The following is an 18,771-nucleotide window of genomic DNA, read 5'->3' as shown; positions in this document are numbered from 1 at the left end:
GGGCATATGCAGGTCGAATGGCTGCACCGTACAGGCAATACCGAGGTGATCGTGGTCTTTGGCGGCTGGGCTATCGGGTCTGCGTGTTTTGCGCATTTGGCTGGTGGGCGAGACATCTTGTTTTTAAGCGACTACCGTGACGTGGACACCAATCTGCCAGACCTGCGCGGCTATGCCACGCGCAGGTTGGTGGCGTGGTCCTTTGGGGTGGCAGCGTTTGGCCATTGGCAAGTTGGGCGGGATCAGGCGTTTGACAGCCGCACCGCCATAAATGGCAGCCTGACCCCGGTGCATGCCAAAACCGGCATCCCGCCCCGCGTGTTTCGCCACACCGAAGCCACCCTGACCGAGGCCAGCTTTCAGGATTTCCTAAGCCACAGTTACGATGCCCCCCAGCCGTGGCGGGCGTTTGACCCCGCCCCGAACCACGCCGAACTGTTGGCGGTGCAACTACGGGGGGCCGCGCCAGATTGCGCATGGGACCGCACTTGGATTTCCGCCCGCGACCGGATTTTCCCACCCCAGAATCTTGAACTGGCTTGGGCGGGTCAACCGCAAGCCATCCGCCGCTTCGACGCCCCGCATGTGCCGTTTACGGCGTGGTCAGACTGGGCGCAGGTTTGGCAATGACGCAAATCCTGCTGCCAGCCAGTGTCCAAAACCGCGTGCGCCAAAGTTTTCGGCGCGGTCTGCCCAGCTATCACCAGGCCGCCGTGGCGCAGGCGCAGATTGCCGCCACGCTGGTACAGGCGCTGCGGACAGCGGGCGCGCCGGCACGGTTTGGCCAAGTGCTGGAGTTTGGCTGCGGCACCGGGCACCTGACCACCCAACTTTTGCAGCATTTCACCCTTGATCACCTGACGCTGAATGATCTGGTGCCGGATTGTGCCGCCGCCTTGCACCCGATCCTGAAACAACATTCCCCTAGCGTCACCTTTCAGGTCGGGCCGATCGAAACGCTGGCCCTGCCACCTGCACTTGATCTGATCGTTTCGGCATCTACCGTGCAGTGGGTTCAACAGCCCGCAGACCTAATCGGCCGCCTGACCCAACATCTGGCCCCCAGTGGCTGGCTTGCGCTTAGCGGGTTTGGCCGCGCCCATTTCTCCGAACTGCAAGCCTTGGGCGGCATGGCCACAGCGCCGTCTTATCTTGACCCGCACGACTGGCGGCACATCCTGCCCGCCGGTCTGCACATCGGGGCGCTATACAGCAAAACCATAATACTGCAATTCACCGATACGCTTAATTTGCTGCGCCACCTGCGGCTCACTGGGGTCAATGTCAGTGCGCGCAACCACTGGGCCCGCGCCAGCCTGGCCAGTTTCGATCTGCGCCTGCGGGCGGGTTTGCCGCAGGGTGCCCCGCTGACCCTTAGCTATCAGCCCGTGTTCCTGATTGCCTGCAAAACTGGTTAGGCAAACCGCGCCAAGTGCCGTTGCAACAGCGAAACCGCCAAGGCGATATCCTTGCGCGCAATCGCCACCATGATGGCGCGGTGATCCCGATCCACCCGCATCACCCAGCTTTTGCGCCAGCTGGCGAGCAAATGCCGCGCGGCCAGTGCCTGCAGGTCATCAATTTCGGCCAGCATCCGGGGCATGGCGCAACCAGCAAGGATCGCATGATGAAAACGGCGGTTCTCATACTCCCAAGTCAGAATGTCGTCCGCCGCGTCACAGGCTAAGAGCGCGGCCTCGGCTGTCTGCACCTGTTCCGACGTCAGGTTTGGCACCGAATGGCGCAACGCTACCTGTTCCAGCGCCAGCCGCATTTCCAGGATTTCGCGCATGTCCGAGGCCGCAAGCGGTGCCACCCGCACCCCCCTGCGCGGCACATTGACCACCAACCCGCGCGCTTGTAGCCGCAACAGCGCCTCGCGCACAGGGACGTGGCTGACTTCGAACGTCCGGGCGATGTGGTCCTGCCGCAGCTTTTCATCCGGCAGCAACGTACCTTGAATGATCTGCTCCGTCAGGTTTTGGGAAATGACATCAGCGATGGTAAGTTTGGTCTGGCTAGTCATAATAGATGAATTTCCCGGCAAAATCATTTCGGCGTGTCTATTCTTGGTCGATAGTTCAGCGGATTCTAAAGCCATGCCATCCCGCTGAAAAGGGGGGGGGGTGGCGATGAAGTGAACCAGTGAGTCCCGGGCCCACCCTTCACTCACCTCTAGCAGGCTCGATTTGCGGGGCGAAAGCCATTCGCGCCCCAGCCTAAGCGACCCGCTGTTCCCGGCGCAATTGCGCCAGTTTTGGCAGCTTGCTGCAAGACCGTTAGCCGTGAAGTTCCTGCGTCACGGGAAAACGGATGGCGGGCTGTCCGCACGACAGCCCCCAGCCTTTCACCTACGAATAAACCGCCGGGATCACCACCAGCGTCAATACCGTCGAGCTGACCATGCCCCCAATCATCGGCACCGCGATGCGTTGCATCACCTCGGACCCCGTGCCATGCGCCCACAGGATCGGCATCAACCCGCCCATGATCGCCACCACGGTCATCATTTTGGGACGCACACGTTCGACCGCGCCGACCATGATTGCGGCATTTAGATCGACGCGGGTGAATGGGCGTGTTTCCTCAGTGGCCTTGGCGCGCGCCTCCAGCAGGGCATGGTCTAAATAGATCAGCATGATTACCCCAGTTTCTGCGGCCACCCCTGCCTAGGCGATGAACCCCACCGCCACGGCAACCGAGGTGTTGAAGCCAAGAAACCACATCAACCAGATGCCGCCCACCAGCGCGAAGGGCAGCGACAGCATCACGATCAGGGTTTCCGTCAGCCTGCGGAAGTTGAGAAACAGCATTAGGAAGATCAGCGCCAGCGTCACCGGCACCACGATCTTCAGCCGCGCGGTTGCCCGTTCGAGATATTCGAACTGCCCGCTCCAGGCCACCGAATAGCCGGTTGGCAATGCCACCTGCGCGTCAACCGCCGCCTTGGCATCGGCAACGTAACCGCCCAGATCGCGGCCCGCGATATCGACAAAGGTATAGACCGCCAACTGACCGTTTTCGGTGCGAACGGTGGTGGCCCCCCGGGTCAATTCCACCGTTGCGACGGCCCCCAGAGGCACTGACCCACCGCCCGGCAAGGCCACTTGCACGTCGCGGGCAATCGACTGCGGGTCGGATCGCTGATCCCGCGGGTAGCGTACGGCGACGCCGTAACGTTCGCGGCCCTCAACTGTCTGCGTGATCACCTCGGACCCCAAGGCCATCGCAATCACCTCCTGCACCGCCGCGACCGATAGGCCATAGCGGCCCAAGGCGGCGCGGTCGGGCGTGATGTCCAGGAAATAGCCGCCGATCACCCGTTCCGCATAGGCGCTGGAGGTGCCCGGCACGCGGCGTACCACGGCCTCGATTTCACGCGCAACGCCCTCCATTTTCGCCAAATCGGTGCCGTAAATCTTGATGCCAACCGGGGTGCGGATGCCGGTGGACAGCATATCAGTGCGTGCCCGGATCGGCATGGTCCAGGCGTTCGACACACCGGGAAACTGCAAGGCGGCGTCCATTTCATCCTTCAGGCTTTCCGAAGTGACCCCCGCCCGCCAATCCGATTTCGGTTTCAGGTTGATGATGGTTTCAAACATTTCTGTGGGGGCCGGGTCAGTGGCCGTCTGCGCCCGGCCAGATTTGCCGAACACCGATTCCACTTAGGGAAAGCTTATGATGATGCGGTCCTGCATCTGCATAAGTTTCGCCGCCTTAGTGACCGAAATGCCGGGCAGCGTTGTCGGCATATACATCAGCGTGCCTTCGTCCAGTGATGGCATAAATTCGCTGCCCAACTGGCGCGCGGGCCAGATCGTGGCCACCAAAGCCGCCAGGGCCACGATGATAGTCAGACCCAGCGCCTTCAGAACGGCGCGGATGATCGGACGATAGAAGGCGATGAGCAGTCGGTTCACCGGGTTTTTGTGTTCCGGCACGATATGGCCGCGCACGAATATCACCATCAGAGCAGGCACCAGCGTCACCGACAGGATCGCCGCCGCCGCCATCGAAAAGGTCTTGGTAAAGGCCAAGGGCCCGAACAAGCGGCCCTCCTGGTTTTCCAGCGTGAAGATCGGCAGGAACGACACGGTGATGATCAACAGGCTGAAGAACAGCGCCGGACCGACCTCTGCCGCAGCGTCGATCAGGATCTCCAGCCTTGGTTTGCCGGGTTCGGCGCGTTCCAGATGTTTATGCGCGTTCTCGATCATCACAATCGCCGCGTCGATCATCGCACCGATCGCAATGGCGATGCCGCCAAGGCTCATTATGTTGGAGCCAAGGCCAAGGAATTTCATCGCCGAAAACGCCATCAGGATGGCAACCGGCAGCATGATGATGGCCACCAAGGCGCTGCGCAGATGCAGCAGGAAAATGATCGTGACGGCAGCCACAACCAAACTTTCCTCGAACAACGTGCCTTTCAGCGTCTCAATAGCCGAATTGATCAGGGTTGACCGATCATAGACCGGCACGATTTCCGTGCCCTCGGGCAGCGATTTCTGCACATCGGCCAGCGCTTCCTTGGCATTGTCGATCACCGTCAGCGCGTTGGAGCCGACCCGTTGCAGCACGATGCCGCTGGCAACTTCGCCGTCGCCGTTCAATTCGGTGATACCGCGCCGTTCATCCGGCACGATTTCCACCTGCGCCACGTCCGACAGCCGCAAAGGCACGTCGGATTTGGTCATCAGCGTGATGGCTTCAATGTCAGCGGTGCCCTTCAGATAGCCGCGCCCGCGCACCATGAATTCAAACTCGGATATTTCAACCGTGCGTCCGCCAGTGTCCATGTTGCTGTCGCGCACCGCTTGGCCAATATCGGCCAGCGTCACGCCTTGCGCCCGCATCCGGGGCGGATCGACGACGATGGAATACTGCTTCACAAACCCGCCAACACTGGCAACCTCGGACACGCCATCGGCCTTTGAGACCCCAAAGCGCACCACCCAATCCTGCAACGACCGCAGTTCGGCCAACGACAATTCCTTGCCAACCAGCGCGTATTGATAGACCCAGCCGACCCCGGTGGCATCCGGGCCAAGCGCGGGCGTCACGCCATCAGGCAAGCGGCTGGCGGCGGCATTCAGGTATTCCAGAACGCGGCTCCGTGCCCAATAGGGATCGACGCCATCCTCAAAAAGCCAAAGAACGAAAAGCCGCGCACCACCTTGGACTTGGGCACCGTCAGCATGGCCGTGGTCAGCGGATAGGTCACCTGATCCTCGACTACTTGCGGCGCCTGACCGGGGTAATCTGTCAGCACGATCACCTGCACATCCGAAAGGTCCGGGATGGCATCCAGTGGTAAGGTGCGAATGGCATAGATGCCGCCTGCCACGGCAACAGCGGCAGCAAACAGGATCAGCACCAGATTGTGAGCCGACCAGCCGATCAGTTTGGCGATCATCGCAGCACCTCTGCCGGAGTCAGCGCTGACAATGCCGCCTTGAGGTTGCTTTCGGCGTCGATCAGGAAATTGGCCGACACCACCACCGTCTCACCAGCCGCCACACCTTGCCTGATCTCGCGCCGTCGAGATTTGGCAATTCAATGCGGATTTTTGCTGTGCGGGTTTCGGCCTGAATTTCCGGGTAAATCTCATCAACTTTGCCGGTGAACTCCCGCCCCGGCAGGCTGCGGAACCGCACGATCGCCGCAGCGCCGCGCTGCACCTGCGCCAGTTCAAATTCCGGCACATCCGCAATGATCCAGACCGTCGAGGTGTCGGCGATCGAAACAGCGTCTCGCCCGCTTCGGCCATCATCCCGTCCACCGCCATCCGCTCCAGCACCACCCCGCTTTGCGGGGCCATCAACGTGACCGAGATTGGCGGCTTTCCCGTTTTCTCGATGTCTGCGATCATCTCGGCGGGCACACCAAGGTTTAGCAGGCGTTGCAGACTGCCCGCAGCCCTTGCTTTGCCGCCGTTGCCAATATCCGCCGCATACTGCGCCCCGGCCGAGGCAAATTCCTTGGCATACAGCGTGACCAGGGGTTGCCCTGCCCTGATCGGGGCCCCGGTCGTTACATCGGCAACCTTTTCGACAAAGGCCTCTGTGCGCAGGGAAATCACGCTGACTCTACGTTCATCGTGCTCGACCACGCTTGGCACCATGATCGGTTGACTGATCGAGGACCGGGTGGCCCGCGTGGTTTTCACCCCCGACCGCTGAATCTTGCCCGCCGACACCGTGACAGTCGAACCATCCGCTTCGTCGCCATCATAGACCGGCAGATAATCCATCCCCATCGAGTCTTTCTTCGGCGTAGGCGAGGTATCGGGCAGCCCCATCGGATTGCGATAGTTAAGAATGCGCTTTTCGGCATCCGCCGCGACCGGAGCCGTTGCAGCGGGCTTTGCTGCGGGATCAAAACTGACATCCTGACTGGCCAGAACGGCCTGATAGTCGCGTCCATCCGGAGCTTTCATCAGCGTTGCCGAATAGGCGGCCTGATCCGGATGACGATAGTATATGACCGCCCCTTTCGGGACAGCCATCGACACTGTTTCAAGGCTGGTGGATGCCATTGCTTCGGCATCGCCGCCAAAAAGTCGGGCCACCGAAGCCTTCACCAATGCTGAAATGTCCGCTGGTGCTACCCTTTGATCCCCAGCCCAAATCCCGGCAAAACCCGCAGACCCGGCGATAAGCCCCACCATCAGGGTTTTGCCGAGAATCCTCATGGCTTCACGCCAAGGATCAGCTCACCCTGCACCGTTTCCGCCTCGCCTTGAACCTTGGCGGCGATCTGAAACCGCCAGTCCCCGGCCATCGCCAGGTCGGCCTTGAACTGGTATTGGCCCGGGATGCCAGACGCCACCGCCTCAACTGGAGTTGTCATGCCCTCCATCCCTTCGGGGGCCATGTCCAGCCGCGTGGTGAAAATGACGGCGTCGGACGCCGGCGCATTGGTCCGCAGGTCGGTCGGTGATACCGTGATCGCAGCACCCGCCCCTTGGTGCAGTTCGCTGCCGATGATCTTGAACGTATAGTCTTCAGGAGCGGCCAAAGCGCCAAAGGTTGCCGCGAGGGTCAAAGCTTGCGCCAGCACGAAGCTACGCGCCGGATGTTTGATGTTCATGTCATTTTTCCGACTGTCAGAACCGCGCATCAGCGCGTTTTCAACCCGGCAAAGGCCAAGCTGCGCTCACCGCCCGGCCATGTGCCACGCGGATTCCGGGCGCACACGGCACCCCTGACAGTTAAAGTTTGGGCGGCCGTCGCAGCCCAAAGCTATCCAAGGATGGTAGGAGAGACTCTGTCGAAAAGGCAAAGCGGACGGCTTGTGCTGCGGGCTGGAATACAAGCCCCGTCGATGGTGCTCCAACCGCCGCAGACACTGACAAACCGGCAAATGCAACCGGGCAATCCGGCATTTTGGCACAGCTTTGCCGTGGGCAAGGCGCACCATCGGCCATTTGCATAGTCGGAGAGGTCACGGCCGTCACGGTGGCATTGGCCTCTTGCGCCGGGGCAACGATCATCGTTGCCAGCGTCAGAACCAACCCCAAGATGCCAAGTATCTTGCTCATCCTTCAGTGTTTGCCTGGATCAAGACCATCACACAAGACACAATTTGCTGATCTCGGCCGGGAAAAGGCCTATGTGTCGCAGGTCGTTCAACGCGAAAGGACGCTACCACCTTGATCTTGCGCATTGCGCAGCTTGGCCTCGGCCAGATCGCCAATTTGATTCCCGAGTACCGTTCGGCGCGCTTGATCCTACATTCCAAAATGCAAAAAGCGCCCGTTTTTCAGGGGGGACTGGTCAAACGTTGACACAGCGTTGACACGTTTTTCAAACGACAAAGCCTGACTGTTTAGGTCAGGCCCTAAGTGTTTGATATGTTGTGATAATTTGGTTGCGGAGCCAGATTTGAACCTGTGACCTTCAGGTTATGAGCATGAGTGCTGGGCGCTGCGTTCGGTCGTGCCAACAAGACCTAACGCCGCCACTCGTCGTCTTTACCTTCCTTGCGCATTTGCCCTCTATACGTCCGCCGAAAGCCATTCCCGACCGCCCAGTTCAAGAATTGGCTGACACTGTCCACCTGATCATCATGCTTCGCGCGCGGAAAACCCATCAACTCCCTGCGGAAGTCGGACAGCCAGATCGCATCTCGAGGCAGAAGCACTTGGCCCGCTTCGATTGGAGCGCAGGCCGCGTTAAACCGCACCACCTTGTCGACGCTCGGCCTGACCTCTCGGAAGCGCGACGGCATTTGAGAGTGGCACTCCTGCAAGAGCGGGATTCCCGTTGCTGCCTTTTCGATCAGAACCAAGTCTGCCTTGCATTCTTCGCCGAGTCGCAAAACGGTACGCTTCAGATCCGGATAGTCCAGCCTATCTCGAAACACCGACAGCAAATACCAGCAATTTTCACGATACCCCCAGGTGGTTGCCACGGAATAGTCGCTCTTGGGATCGGACGACATTCCGGTATCCCAACTCATCACCACCATTTGGAACCGGTTCCGTTCCGGGTGTTCGTCATAGATTCCAAACCATTCCCACCGCAATTGCGACCCGTCTGGGGAAATTGGGTTTTGTTGGTACTGCATGGTGAAGGCGGCCGAGCCCATTTCGCGGCGCAGACGCTCCAAAGTTGGAAGATCGAAGCGTTGCGGGAACAATGCCGAGCCCTTTGTCCTTTGAAAGAACTTGCCTGACCCAGTGGCGACCCCTTCGTCCTCTTCGGCAATCGCCGGTAGATTGAGATGCCGGTACATGCCCTTGGACAGTAGATAGCCGGCAGGGTCATCCTCGTGGAGGCGTTGCTGGATCGCAATAATGCGGCCCTGGTCGGGATTGTTAAGTCGAGTCAGAAGCGAGCTATCGAGATAGGTTTTGGCGCGCTCACGCTCGGTGTCCGAAGCGGCATCTTGCGCTTTGAGTAAATCATCAACGATCACGTAATCCGCGCCGAAGCCGGTCACAGCCCCGCCTGTGGAGACAGCCTTGCGAACACCGCCAGCAGTCGTTCGGATTTCCTCGCCTCGCGTACCGCGTGGATTGATCCGGGCCTGCGGAAACAACCGGCGATACCAGTCGCATTCCAGGATTGTGCGGAAGTCGTCGGAATGCTTACGTGCAAGATCAAGCGAATAGCTGGCGACGAGAACCTTGCAGCCCGGTTGGCGCCCGATCAGGAAGGCGGGATAGGCCACCGCTGTGGCAATGGACTTCAGATGGCGGGGCGGTACCGTGATCACGAGGCGCCGGGTGGGTCCGATCCGCACATCTTCCAGAGCATGGCACATCGCCTCGACATGCCAGTTTGGAATGAACGCATCTGCGGGGTCTGGGTGAAGCGTCTGGAACACTTTCCAAGTAAAAGCAAAGAACGAGCCGCGTGCCAAAGCATCTACGACTTGGCGATCACTGAACGGAAGTTGAGCGTTCATACCTCCCCGCTTTCCGGTTCAGCCGACCAGTTTCCGTTGCGGGCCTGCTCAGAGAAATGGCGCAGGATTTCCTCATCCCCAGACTCGGTCACAACTGACGTCCCCTCCCCTTGCGCCAATTTAATACGGGATTCGACTTTCTCTGCAAAGTTGCGGTCAGTCTCGGCCACATACCGCAGAGCGGGCATATCTCCCTTCAGCGCCTTTTCAACCAGCCGCTTTGCCGCAGCTTCACCTTTCGACATGGTCGTGCGGGCCCCACCTTCCGTCACGATAATCTTGGCCTCAAGTTCACGAATAAGCGCCGCATCGAAGCCTGTCGCGCCCTTGGGACGGCCGCGCGGATTGCCAGATTGGCCGCGCTGGAATTGGCTGTGCTGCGGCGGTTTGCCAAAGCCGACCTCGTACGAGGCTTTGCCGTTACGCTTTGTCATTATCCGCCTCCTCTGCACTGCGAACGTCATCTTTCACCGAGGCGCGACCGGCAGCTTCGCGATCCAAGAAAGTCTCCCCAGTCGCAGAAAGCACGGCCGCCAGTCCGGTCAGTGCCTGCCAGCGGCGGATCGCGACATCGACATAGAGTGAATCCAGTTCGATCAGGCGTGCGCGGCGGCCCGTTTTTTCAGCCGCAAGGAGCGTAGATCCAGAACCGCCAAACGGGTCTAAAACGATGTCGCCGTGGCCACTGACATCTTTGATTGCATCCATGATGAGCGCGGTAGGTTTGACAGTCGGATGCGCGGCGAGATCGGCGGCACGGCCTTTGCGGAAGGTATTAACCCCAGCATAGTCCCACACATTGGTGCGATAGCGCCCGTGACGGCCCAATTCCACATTGTTGACATGGGTAGCCAGCCCTGACTTGAAGATGCAGACCATCTCATGCTTGGAACGATAGAGACTGCCCATGCCGCCGTTGTTTTTGTTCCAGACGCAGAGATTGATAAGGCTCAAGGTTTCGGCCTCGGCCGACGCGATGAGATCGTCGATGTGGCGCCAGTCCATACAGACCATCAGGATAGCACCGTCGACACAAGCGGCGCGGCAGGCGGCAAGGCTCGCCCCGAGAAACTGCCGGAACGCGTCAGAGGTCATCTCGCCAACGCCCATGGCAAACTCACGATGCGCCGAGTTTGTGTTGGTGCGCACATGTCCCAGGATCGGCACGGTGTAGGGCGGATCGGTGAAGACCATGCGGGCCTGCTCATCGCCCATGATCGTTGAATAGGCCGCAGGATCAAGGGCGTCACCACATAGCAGACGGTGCTGACCGAGCATCCACAGATCGCCCGGGCATGTGACGGCGCGCGCGTCATCCTCAGGCAAATCGACGGTTTCAGCCGGCTGACCCGCGTCCGCCGAAAGACCACCATCCATCAGCACATCGATTCGAGGCGTGTCAAACCCAGTTAGGCTGATATCGAAGTCTAAATCACCAGCAATCTCCAGTTCCATCAGAGAGCTGATTTCCAAACGAAGGATTTCGTCGTCCCAGTGTGACAGCTCGGCGATGCGGTTGTCGGCTATGCGATAGGCACGCACCTGAGAGGGCGTCAGATGTTCAAGCAACACCGTCGGCACGGTCGGAAGACCCAAGCGTTGCGCCGCTTCAAACCGCCCGTGCCCCGCGATGATGTTGTAGTCGGCGTCAATCAGGATGGGATTCAGGAACCCAAACTCGCGGATCGAACGCGCGATGAGGTCAATCTGGCGATCGTTGTGCCGTCGCGCATTGCGCGCAAATGGCTTGAGGGAGCCAATCGGCTGCTCGGTGAATGCAAGCGGCATCGACCGCTTGGTGTTGGTAGCAAGGGCTTGGCCTTGGGGCACGCCTCCTTGCCGCTTGGACTTGCTAAAGTCGTTCATTGTCATAGCCTTCGGTGCTTGGCGTCATGGCACGCCTAGATTGAGAAAGGGAGCGAAGGTTGACAGGCAGCAGTGAGCCGTCCCGCCATCGACGATCCAGTGAAAGAGGGGACGTGGTTCTGCCGCTCTGACCTGGCTTGAGGTCTGGATGCGGCAATCTTCGTGGTCAATTGAAGCCGTGCGCGTGCACGCGGCGTGCCGCAATCAGCGGATCTTGGATGATTTACTACGCATTAATGCTAAGAGTGTACCATGGCGGTTAATGCGCCAATTCATGATCGCAAGCGGCGAACTATCTTGATTATATCGAGCGCTTTGCGCGTGGTCTCTGACAAGGGGTTTTTTTAGTTTAGGCAACTGCGTATTTGAACTTTAGGCCATCTTGGCTGTGCATCTATGCTGACCTAACATAGGCTGCTTCATGCGCGCCCGCAATGACTATTTTGCAGCCTTTTCAATGGATTAACTTTACCTAGTTTTTACCTAGGCCGCCGCAAAGCTGATTGGCATTGATTGCACGTCTCCCGATTTAGGCCCTGAATTGCTTGAGTTTTCCCGGCAGAGAAAATGAACGCTCGAAACGGGGGCCACGGGTCATGCCGCTAGCTTCCGCGACAGATCTGGCTGCAGCCCGGAACTGATATCCTGCACGGCATTCGCATACTCCGCTGGACTTAGCGCGCCACGCAAGCATTACTGATGCCACGCCCGGACGCCGTCCCGGGCTTGTCTTGGTACCGCAGGCTGGCATGTCGCCGCCCCGGAACTGCATGGAAACAAACCGATGACCCGCCCTCAAAAACTTACCAAGATTGAGACCGTACGCCAGATGCTGACTGCACCGAAAGGTGCCAGCCTTGCGCAGATTTGTGCCGCGACTCGCTGGCAGGCCCACTCGGTACGAGCGGCAATTAGCGGCCTGCGCAAGGCGGGCTTTGTGATTGAGCGTGGTGCCGCCACGGAAATCGGTGGTGGACCGGTTTATCAGATCTTCGCGTCGTCCATCGCCGTTGAGGAGGTGCAATGGTCACAGTTCTCACCGTCGCGGGTATCGCTGCAATGAACCGTGACGCGCTTGTGCAGCACTGGCCCGGTCTCATGGGGAGCCAAGTCCCAAAGGGATTGAGCCAACCTCTCATGCGCCGATATCTCGCTTTTGCCGTCCAAGCCCGCGGCTCGGGCGGGCTGCCGAAGGCACTCAAAATGCGGTTGGCAAAGAACGAGACCGACAAAATCCGCATGAAAGCACCAGCAATGCGTCCGGGCGGGCGGCTGCTGCGGGAATGGAATGGCGTGACCCATGTTGTCGATGTGACAGCGGATGGTTATCTCTGGCAGGGCAAATGCCATCGCTCGCTGTCTGCCATAGCTCAAATTATCACGGGCGCACATTGGTCAGGCCCACGCTTCTTCGGCCTGAATGCGGTGCAGGCTAAGGTTAGGGCGATGGCATCACCTGCTAAGTCTGGGCGCCGGTTATGACCGTAAAGCCAGTGATCCGCTGTGCGATTTACACCCGCAAATCCTCCGAAGAAGGGTTGGAGCAGGCCTTCAACTCGCTGGATGCTCAGCAAGAAGCCTGCACCGCCTATATCGTAAGCCAGCGGCACGAGGGCTGGAAACAGCTTCCCGAGCGCTACGACGACGGCGGCATCTCAGGTGGCACGCTTGAACGCCCCGCGCTCCAGCGATTGCTTGCCGACATCGATGCCGGGCGTGTGACCATGGTGGTCGTTTACAAGATTGACCGCCTGACCCGCGACCTGGCTGATTTCGCCAAGATCGTGGAGCGCTTCGATGCGGCAGGCTGTTCGTTTGTCTCAGTAACCCAAGCGTTCAATACCTCGACTTCAATGGGGCGGTTGACGCTCAACGTGCTCCTGTCCTTTGCGCAGTTTGAACGCGAAGTCACCGCCGAACGCATCCGCGACAAGATTGCCGCATCCAAAAAGAAGGGCCTTTGGATGGGGGGCATCGTCCCGTTGGGCTATGACGCAGATCCCGACCCCAACGTGCGAGGGCTGGTGGTAAATCGGCCTGAAGCAGAGAATGTCACCACGCTCTTCGAGCTTTACGATCAGCTCGACTGTCTACGGCGTGTAGAGGACGAGGCGAAACGTCGCCGCATCCGCTCCAAATTGCATCTCTTTGCCAGCGGCAAAAGCCGCGGGGATGTCGACCTGACGCGCGGCATGATTCACTATCTGCTCACCAACCCCATCTATCTTGGCCAAATTCGTCACAAGAAACATCTCTGGCCGGGACAGCAAGCCGCGATTGTAAGCCAAGACCTCTGGGACAGGGTGCAGGCGAAGTTGCAGTTGGGAAGTGCTCGCAAACGTGGTGTGCCAACTGCGGTTGATGGTGCGGCAAAAACGGATAATTCGTCGCCTCTGGTCGGCAAAATCCGTGATGAAACCGGTGATCGCCTCACCCCAAGCCACACTGCCCGTCATGGCCGACGTCTGCGATACTACGTTTCCAACCGTTTACTGACAGGCAAAACAACAGTTGGTTTGGCAGAGCCAAATGGTCGCGGCTGGCGCCTGCCGGCACAGGCGTTCGAACAGGCGGTAGCAAAGGTTATCGCCGATCATCTCGGTACGGCCGCCGCCGGGCAATATGTTCTTTACGCACCTGATGCTGCGACGGCCTCGCGCATCGCAGTCTCCGTCACATCCCTCGCGGAGCGCTTGCGCCAAGATGACAAAGCCACTCTGCGCGCGCTCGTCTCAAACGCCCAGATTAAAAATGGTGCAATCACGATCATTCTAGATCCTGCAGAACTTGCCGCTGCAATCGGCGTCCTTACTACAGAACTGAAGCCAGAGCTATCGATCGTGTCGGGGCCTTTCGCCCTTCGGCGTCGCGGCATCGAGGCCAAGATCATTGCCGGATCACAAGTCCCCGCGTCCGACCCTACACTGGTGCGGTTACTGACAAAGGCGCATCGGTGGGTTCTTGCCCTTGAAAACGGCACCCAACTAGCCGAGATCGCGAACCGCGATGGGCATTCAGACTCTTATGTCCGCACGCGCATCGCGCTCGCCTTCCTATCGCCCCGGATCCAGGCCGCAATATTGGACGGCAACCAACCTCCGGATATGTCGGTAGCGCGGATTCTGCACATCGGCATCCCGCTCGATTGGAGCGAGCAAGAGCGCGCCTTCGGTCTTAGCCGTTAAAGAACACCCGTGCCTGTTGTACAGATTGCACTCCCTGTTAAACGCCACACGCTTCCCTGATCATTGAAGTCAATTCCCTGTTCCATCAAGCAGGGAATTTTCTCTCAAGCCATTGATGTCGCAGCATGTTTGGAGCGTCGTTTCGATCGGAACGACCAGATTTTAGCAGATTTCCCTGTAGATCCATAGCTATCAGGGAAATTCCAAAACCGAACTGAGCGAACGGGACATCAGAGACTGGCCCGCAAAACGAGGCACTCTTCGCCCATGCGCGGCGTCTCAGGGAAAAACATCCCGCGCTAACCCCCGGAATACCGGGTGAATTTCGGACAAATTCCGCTTGCGGGAAGAGAGATCGGGGTGATTGGCGGATCGATAGGCTACCTAACAGCGTTTCGCCCTGTTGCGCCGAGTGCCGCCATATTCCTTTGAATCATAGACGCTTTTCCCTATCTTGTTCCGCCGAATTGCGCCAAGATTCCCCAAGTTCCGGCGACTTATGGGGGATGAAATGGGGGATGGGTTAATGACGGAACGTTCACCGCGCGCGCCAGCCAAGGCTTTGACCGCCCGCGCCGTCGATGCAGCCAAAGAACCCGGCAAATACTTCGACGGAAACGGGCTATATCTGCGCGTGGACAAGAGCGGTTTGCGCCTGTGGGTGCAGCGCATTGTCATTCGTGGCAAGCGCCGGGAAATCGGCTTGGGGTCGCCCGATCTGGTGAGTCTCGCCACCGCCCGGGAAAATGCCCGCCGCAATCGTCAACTGGCCTACGAGGGGCAAGACCCCATCCAACTTAAGAACGAAGCGCGCGCCGTGCCTACCTTTGCCGAGGCTGCGCGTACCGTTCACGAATTGCACAAGCCGACATGGCGCAATGAAAAGCACGCGGCACAATTCATTAGCACGCTCGAAACCTACGCCTTCCCAACTTTCGGCAATCTGCGCGTGTCGGAGGTGACAAGCGCCGATCTGATGAAAGCCCTCGCCCCGATCTGGACCGCAAAGCAGGAGACCGCGCGCCGGGTTCGCCAGCGTATTGGTGTGGTGCTGAAATGGGCGGTGGCGAAAGGGTGGCGCAAAGATAACCCCGCCGATGCGGTAAGCCTCGCCCTGCCTAAAGTGGGCAATGCAGTCGAACACCGCAAATCGCTGGGCTATGCCGAGGTAGCCGGGTGCATTCAAACGGTGCAGGCGTCGGGCGCTGGGCTGTCCACGAAACTCGCTCTTGAATTTCTGGTGCTGACTGCTTCCCGTTCTGGCGAGGCGCGCGATGCGCTTTGGTCTGAAATCGACTTGGCGGCAAAGCTGTGGACCATCCCTGCCCTGCGCATGAAAGCCAAGCGCGCTCATCGGGTGCCACTGTCGGGCCGCGTAGTGGCGATACTGAAAGAGGCGCGCGGGCTGTCAGAGGGCGATGGGCTAGTATTTCCCGGCACAATCAAGGGAAGGCCATTGTCAGATATGACGCTGATTAAGCTGGTGCGGGAACTGGGCTTCCCTATCGACATTCACGGGTTCCGCACCTCGTTCCGCACATGGGCGCAAGAGCGCACCACATTCCCGCGTGAGGTGGCCGAGGCAGCACTTGCCCATATGGCCGGGGATGCCGTCGAACAAGCCTATGCCCGCTCTGATCTATTCGAGAAACGGGGCAAGATGATGGAAGCATGGGCCGGGTTCCTGTCGGAACGTCGCGGCGAAGTGGTGAGGATTGCATGACAAGAGTTTTTTCGGCTCGTTCTAGTGATGACGAGCATATGCACCTCTTCGAAGTCGCCCATTGGATTGCTTTAGGGTTGATGCCGGACCCCGGTTACAGAATGGACCGGGACAAGATTATGGATATGCACGGAGCCCAGTGGACGCCGACGCTATGGCTAACGGAGGCCGAAGTAGCGATGTTCTCCCCGGCGTTCCGGTTGAAGAGTATATGCATCTTCGGGAAATCTGCTTAATGGCGACCCCCGAAGAGTTGATGGAGCGAGATCGGTCTTACATGGGCAATTTATGGGAGAGTGCTCGGGCTGATGCTGATTACGCAATGATGCTTGCTGAAAAGGAAATTGCTGAAGCAAACGAACTTGACGCAGCAAAGCAAATGAAAGCACTTCATGTGCCGCTCAACAGGGCAATTAACCGTGCAAGGGTGGACGTGCTGAGCGCGCTTATGGACGGAAAGCTGATTGGCACAGGGTTACTGGCCTTTGGATCAGATGAAACAGAGTGGGCTGATTACCGCGATTTTGAGGAAATAAAGCCGGATGAATGGACTATGTGGGGGGTGGATTTTGAAAGTTCAAATTTAGCAATAAAGGGCGGCTGCTATTTTGCGGTGACTGTGCCGATTTCCGACTGTCTCCGGGTGTTTTCGGGAACAATGGTGGAGCCTCGCAGAGTAAGTGGGTGGCTTCACGGAAGCACCATTATTCTAGACGAAGGCGAGAGTAACACTGTCAAATCTATCACCCGCCCCCGACCGGGACGCACGCCAATGGGCGACGGAATGGCGGAAATTGCCGTTCTTCACGCAATGCAGATGAGGCGAAGCGAACTCCCGCGAAAAAAAGAGGCCATTTTGGCAGAAGCGCAAGAATGGTATCTTGCTCACTTCAATAAACCTCTGTCCAGAAGCACGGCCCAGCGATACCTAGCACCACTTTTAGCGACTTTGCCCAAATTGGCCGAGGAAATGCCCATAAGTGGTGCGGAGTTGCCCAGAGGGGGATAGCTGATTTGCGGGCGGCAACCACAACATATGGGCCGTCATTTATTTGAACACAGCATAAATTTGCCCCCAATGTTGCGCCATGTAACGCCAACATTCGGAGGCCACCATGGTTGAAAAGCATCTTCGCCGCCCTGCCGTTCTCGAACTTACGGGGCTGTCCACCACGACGATTTACGACTTGATGAAAGAGGGGAAATTCCCCCGCCCGATCAAGCTGACTGGCCGGGCTGTTGGATGGCCGGAAAGCCGGATTGCCGACTGGCTGTCAAGCCGCACCGCCGCTTAAACGAAAACCGCCACCCGGCACGGGCAGCGGCTCTATTCGTTTCGGCGGTAACAGGATACCCCGACAATAGCGCATGGCCGCCCGAGCCGCAACAAAAGGCATCGAGCAATGACGCATAAACGCTGGGCCAAAGCCCGTTTCACCGTTCACGATAGCGACGGCACAATCGCCGAAATCACAGTGCAGGGCCGCGACCGCTGGGCCTTGGAATGTCTTATTAGTGCCGGGGCGCTGGGCTGCACGCCGATTGATCAACCCGGCCCCCGCTGGTGCGCATATGTCCACGCCTTGCGCCACGAGCGCGGGCTGGCAATCGAGACGATCCACGAAAAGCACGAAGGGCCATTTGAGGGCAACCATGCCCGCTACCTCCTGAAATCACGTGTCACCCTTGCCGAGGGGATGGGCCTATGAGTGATGCACAAACCCTCACACAAACGCTGGGCGGCGAATGGCGGGGCCATACTGGCCTTGCGCCCTGCCCTGTCTGTCAAACCGAGCGCCGCGCCGATCAACGCGGGCTTTCCATACGCGCCGAGGGTGGAGCGTTACTGGCGTTCTGCCACAAGACCGGCTGTGACTTTCGCGACATTGTGCGGGCGGCGGGCCTGCCCCGCGATAGCGTGCGGATTGACCCGGTTGCGCAGCGCGTGGCCGAGGCCAAGCGCGAAGCCTATGCTGTGGAACAACTCGCCAAAGCGCGGCGGCTCTGGGCCATTTGCAAGCCGTTGCAACGCACCAAAGGAGAAACCTATCTGCGGGGGCGCGGTATCACCTGCCCGTTGCCGCCGTCGCTTGGCTGGGCCGCTGATGCCTTCCACGCGCCCAGCGCCCGCTGGTTGTCGGCAATGGTGGGTGATGTGTCCACTGGCGGCGTCCATCGCACCTATTTTGAGAAATCCGGAAGGCGCATCATCGAGCACTCAAAGATGATGCAAGGCCCCTGCGCAGGCGGTGCCGTGGCGCTGTCAGAGGCCAGCGGTCCGTTGGTCGTGTGCGAAGGGATAGAGACGGGCCTAAGCCTCCTGAGCGGGCTTCTGGCTGGCCCTGCCACGGTATGGGCTGCTTTGTCCACTTCAGGCATGAAAGCCCTCGCCTTACCCAAGCCCCCCGGCCAACTGATTGTTGCAACCGATAGCGATGATGTCGGGGCCGGATGGCAGGCGGGCAATGCCTTGGCAGAGCGTGCAGCGGCGCTGGGCTGGGCAGTGTCGATGTTGCCAGCGCCGGAGGGGCAGGATTGGAACGACGCGCTGCGCGGGGGGATTGCCGCTTGAATATGCCC

At 59.2% G+C, this 18,771-nt stretch carries 17 protein-coding genes and 2 pseudogenes; 10 read left to right on the top strand and 9 right to left on the bottom strand.

Annotated elements, in window-relative coordinates; genetic code table 11:
• The first annotated feature begins 6 nt into the window (after window positions 1–6).
• Together JWS10_RS15250 and JWS10_RS15245 are read left to right on the top strand one after the other, a co-directional pair.
• Entirely contained in the window at window positions 7–630 is a 624-nt protein-coding gene (locus tag JWS10_RS15250) for a pimeloyl-ACP methyl esterase BioG family protein (RefSeq protein ID WP_299508724.1), read from the top strand.
• The gene (locus JWS10_RS15245; RefSeq protein ID WP_299508723.1) at window positions 627–1,418 is read left to right on the top strand and encodes a methyltransferase domain-containing protein; all 792 of its coding nucleotides are present in this window, start codon (window positions 627–629) and stop codon (window positions 1,416–1,418) included. The genes JWS10_RS15250 and JWS10_RS15245 overlap by 4 nt, the downstream gene beginning before the upstream one ends.
• Here JWS10_RS15245 and JWS10_RS15240 read toward each other — a convergent pair.
• The 9 genes and pseudogenes from JWS10_RS15240 to JWS10_RS15200 form a co-directional block, all read right to left on the bottom strand.
• Window positions 1,415–2,026 carry a GntR family transcriptional regulator gene (locus tag JWS10_RS15240; protein WP_299508722.1) on the bottom strand — a complete coding sequence of 204 codons (612 nt, stop codon included), beginning with the start codon at window positions 2,024–2,026 and terminating at the stop codon, window positions 1,415–1,417. The genes JWS10_RS15245 and JWS10_RS15240 overlap by 4 nt on opposite strands.
• A 325-nt stretch (window positions 2,027–2,351) precedes the next feature.
• Window positions 2,352–5,099: pseudogene (locus JWS10_RS15235) on the bottom strand (CusA/CzcA family heavy metal efflux RND transporter).
• Window positions 5,096–5,419: an efflux RND transporter permease subunit gene (locus JWS10_RS15230; RefSeq protein WP_299508721.1), complete on the bottom strand. Its 324-nt coding sequence runs from the start codon at window positions 5,417–5,419 to the stop codon at window positions 5,096–5,098. Before JWS10_RS15230 ends, JWS10_RS15235 begins: the two are co-directional and overlap by 4 nt.
• A gap of 61 nt (window positions 5,420–5,480) precedes the next feature.
• Window positions 5,481–6,127 (bottom strand): annotated as a pseudogene (locus JWS10_RS21270) (efflux RND transporter periplasmic adaptor subunit).
• 566 nt (window positions 6,128–6,693) lie between these two features.
• Window positions 6,694–7,095, bottom strand: a complete 402-nt coding sequence (locus tag JWS10_RS15220) for a FixH family protein (protein WP_299508719.1) — start codon at window positions 7,093–7,095, stop codon at window positions 6,694–6,696.
• A 121-nt stretch (window positions 7,096–7,216) separates the two neighbouring features.
• The gene (locus tag JWS10_RS15215) at window positions 7,217–7,546 is read right to left on the bottom strand and encodes a hypothetical protein (RefSeq protein ID WP_299508718.1); all 330 of its coding nucleotides are present in this window, start codon (window positions 7,544–7,546) and stop codon (window positions 7,217–7,219) included.
• Between the two features lie 410 nt (window positions 7,547–7,956).
• Window positions 7,957–9,417: a phage terminase large subunit gene (gene terL, locus JWS10_RS15210; protein ID WP_299508717.1), complete on the bottom strand. Its 1,461-nt coding sequence runs from the start codon at window positions 9,415–9,417 to the stop codon at window positions 7,957–7,959.
• Window positions 9,414–9,851 carry a DUF5681 domain-containing protein gene (locus JWS10_RS15205; RefSeq protein WP_299508716.1) on the bottom strand — a complete coding sequence of 146 codons (438 nt, stop codon included), beginning with the start codon at window positions 9,849–9,851 and terminating at the stop codon, window positions 9,414–9,416. Before JWS10_RS15205 ends, terL begins: the two co-directional genes overlap by 4 nt.
• The gene (locus JWS10_RS15200) at window positions 9,838–11,283 is read right to left on the bottom strand and encodes a site-specific DNA-methyltransferase (protein WP_299508715.1); all 1,446 of its coding nucleotides are present in this window, start codon (window positions 11,281–11,283) and stop codon (window positions 9,838–9,840) included. The genes JWS10_RS15205 and JWS10_RS15200 overlap by 14 nt, the downstream gene beginning before the upstream one ends.
• A 784-nt stretch (window positions 11,284–12,067) precedes the next feature.
• Between JWS10_RS15200 and JWS10_RS15195 the strand changes: the two genes are divergently transcribed.
• The 8 genes from JWS10_RS15195 (at window position 12,068) to JWS10_RS15160 (ending at window position 18,763) form a co-directional block, all read left to right on the top strand.
• Complete coding sequence (locus JWS10_RS15195; RefSeq protein ID WP_299508714.1) at window positions 12,068–12,346, top strand: DUF3489 domain-containing protein; 279 nt, start codon at window positions 12,068–12,070, stop codon at window positions 12,344–12,346.
• Entirely contained in the window at window positions 12,307–12,765 is a 459-nt protein-coding gene (locus JWS10_RS15190) for a DUF2924 domain-containing protein (protein WP_299508713.1), read from the top strand. The genes JWS10_RS15195 and JWS10_RS15190 overlap by 40 nt, the downstream gene beginning before the upstream one ends.
• Complete coding sequence (locus JWS10_RS15185) at window positions 12,762–14,468, top strand: recombinase family protein (RefSeq protein WP_299508712.1); 1,707 nt, start codon at window positions 12,762–12,764, stop codon at window positions 14,466–14,468. The genes JWS10_RS15190 and JWS10_RS15185 overlap by 4 nt, the downstream gene beginning before the upstream one ends.
• Window positions 14,469–14,994: 526 nt before the next feature.
• A complete protein-coding gene (locus JWS10_RS15180) occupies window positions 14,995–16,191 on the top strand; it encodes an integrase arm-type DNA-binding domain-containing protein (RefSeq protein WP_299508711.1) in 1,197 nt (398 codons plus the stop codon).
• Between the two features lie 235 nt (window positions 16,192–16,426).
• The gene (locus JWS10_RS15175; RefSeq protein WP_299508710.1) at window positions 16,427–17,200 is read left to right on the top strand and encodes a hypothetical protein; all 774 of its coding nucleotides are present in this window, start codon (window positions 16,427–16,429) and stop codon (window positions 17,198–17,200) included.
• A gap of 106 nt (window positions 17,201–17,306) precedes the next feature.
• Window positions 17,307–17,486 (top strand): AlpA family transcriptional regulator, encoded by a 180-nt coding sequence (locus JWS10_RS15170; RefSeq protein WP_299508709.1) that lies wholly within the window; start codon window positions 17,307–17,309, stop codon window positions 17,484–17,486.
• Between the two features lie 108 nt (window positions 17,487–17,594).
• Window positions 17,595–17,900 carry a hypothetical protein gene (locus JWS10_RS15165; RefSeq protein WP_299508708.1) on the top strand — a complete coding sequence of 102 codons (306 nt, stop codon included), beginning with the start codon at window positions 17,595–17,597 and terminating at the stop codon, window positions 17,898–17,900.
• Window positions 17,897–18,763, top strand: a complete 867-nt coding sequence (locus JWS10_RS15160) for a toprim domain-containing protein (protein ID WP_299508707.1) — start codon at window positions 17,897–17,899, stop codon at window positions 18,761–18,763. Before JWS10_RS15165 ends, JWS10_RS15160 begins: the two co-directional genes overlap by 4 nt.
• Window positions 18,764–18,771: the final 8 nt, after the last annotated feature.

The organism is Cypionkella sp. (assembly GCF_028290025.1).
Taxonomy (GTDB): domain Bacteria; phylum Pseudomonadota; class Alphaproteobacteria; order Rhodobacterales; family Rhodobacteraceae; genus Cypionkella.
This window is presented reverse-complemented; position numbering and strand designations above follow the sequence as displayed.

Coding starts and splice junctions, on each gene's coding strand:
- JWS10_RS15220 (WP_299508719.1), bottom strand. CDS start 7,095: ATGAACATCAAACATCCGGCGCGTAGCTTCGTGCTGGCGCAAGCTTTG.
- JWS10_RS15190 (WP_299508713.1), top strand. CDS start 12,307: ATGGTCACAGTTCTCACCGTCGCGGGTATCGCTGCAATGAACCGTGAC.
- JWS10_RS15165 (WP_299508708.1), top strand. CDS start 17,595: ATGACGCATAAACGCTGGGCCAAAGCCCGTTTCACCGTTCACGATAGC.
- JWS10_RS15250 (WP_299508724.1), top strand. CDS start 7: ATGCAGGTCGAATGGCTGCACCGTACAGGCAATACCGAGGTGATCGTG.
- JWS10_RS15195 (WP_299508714.1), top strand. CDS start 12,068: ATGACCCGCCCTCAAAAACTTACCAAGATTGAGACCGTACGCCAGATG.
- JWS10_RS15185 (WP_299508712.1), top strand. CDS start 12,762: ATGACCGTAAAGCCAGTGATCCGCTGTGCGATTTACACCCGCAAATCC.
- JWS10_RS15170 (WP_299508709.1), top strand. CDS start 17,307: ATGGTTGAAAAGCATCTTCGCCGCCCTGCCGTTCTCGAACTTACGGGG.
- JWS10_RS15215 (WP_299508718.1), bottom strand. CDS start 7,546: ATGAGCAAGATACTTGGCATCTTGGGGTTGGTTCTGACGCTGGCAACG.
- JWS10_RS15245 (WP_299508723.1), top strand. CDS start 627: ATGACGCAAATCCTGCTGCCAGCCAGTGTCCAAAACCGCGTGCGCCAA.
- JWS10_RS15230 (WP_299508721.1), bottom strand. CDS start 5,419: ATGATCGCCAAACTGATCGGCTGGTCGGCTCACAATCTGGTGCTGATC.
- JWS10_RS15175 (WP_299508710.1), top strand. CDS start 16,427: ATGGCGACCCCCGAAGAGTTGATGGAGCGAGATCGGTCTTACATGGGC.
- JWS10_RS15200 (WP_299508715.1), bottom strand. CDS start 11,283: ATGAACGACTTTAGCAAGTCCAAGCGGCAAGGAGGCGTGCCCCAAGGC.
- JWS10_RS15180 (WP_299508711.1), top strand. CDS start 14,995: ATGACGGAACGTTCACCGCGCGCGCCAGCCAAGGCTTTGACCGCCCGC.
- JWS10_RS15240 (WP_299508722.1), bottom strand. CDS start 2,026: ATGACTAGCCAGACCAAACTTACCATCGCTGATGTCATTTCCCAAAAC.
- terL (WP_299508717.1), bottom strand. CDS start 9,417: ATGAACGCTCAACTTCCGTTCAGTGATCGCCAAGTCGTAGATGCTTTG.
- JWS10_RS15160 (WP_299508707.1), top strand. CDS start 17,897: ATGAGTGATGCACAAACCCTCACACAAACGCTGGGCGGCGAATGGCGG.
- JWS10_RS15205 (WP_299508716.1), bottom strand. CDS start 9,851: ATGACAAAGCGTAACGGCAAAGCCTCGTACGAGGTCGGCTTTGGCAAA.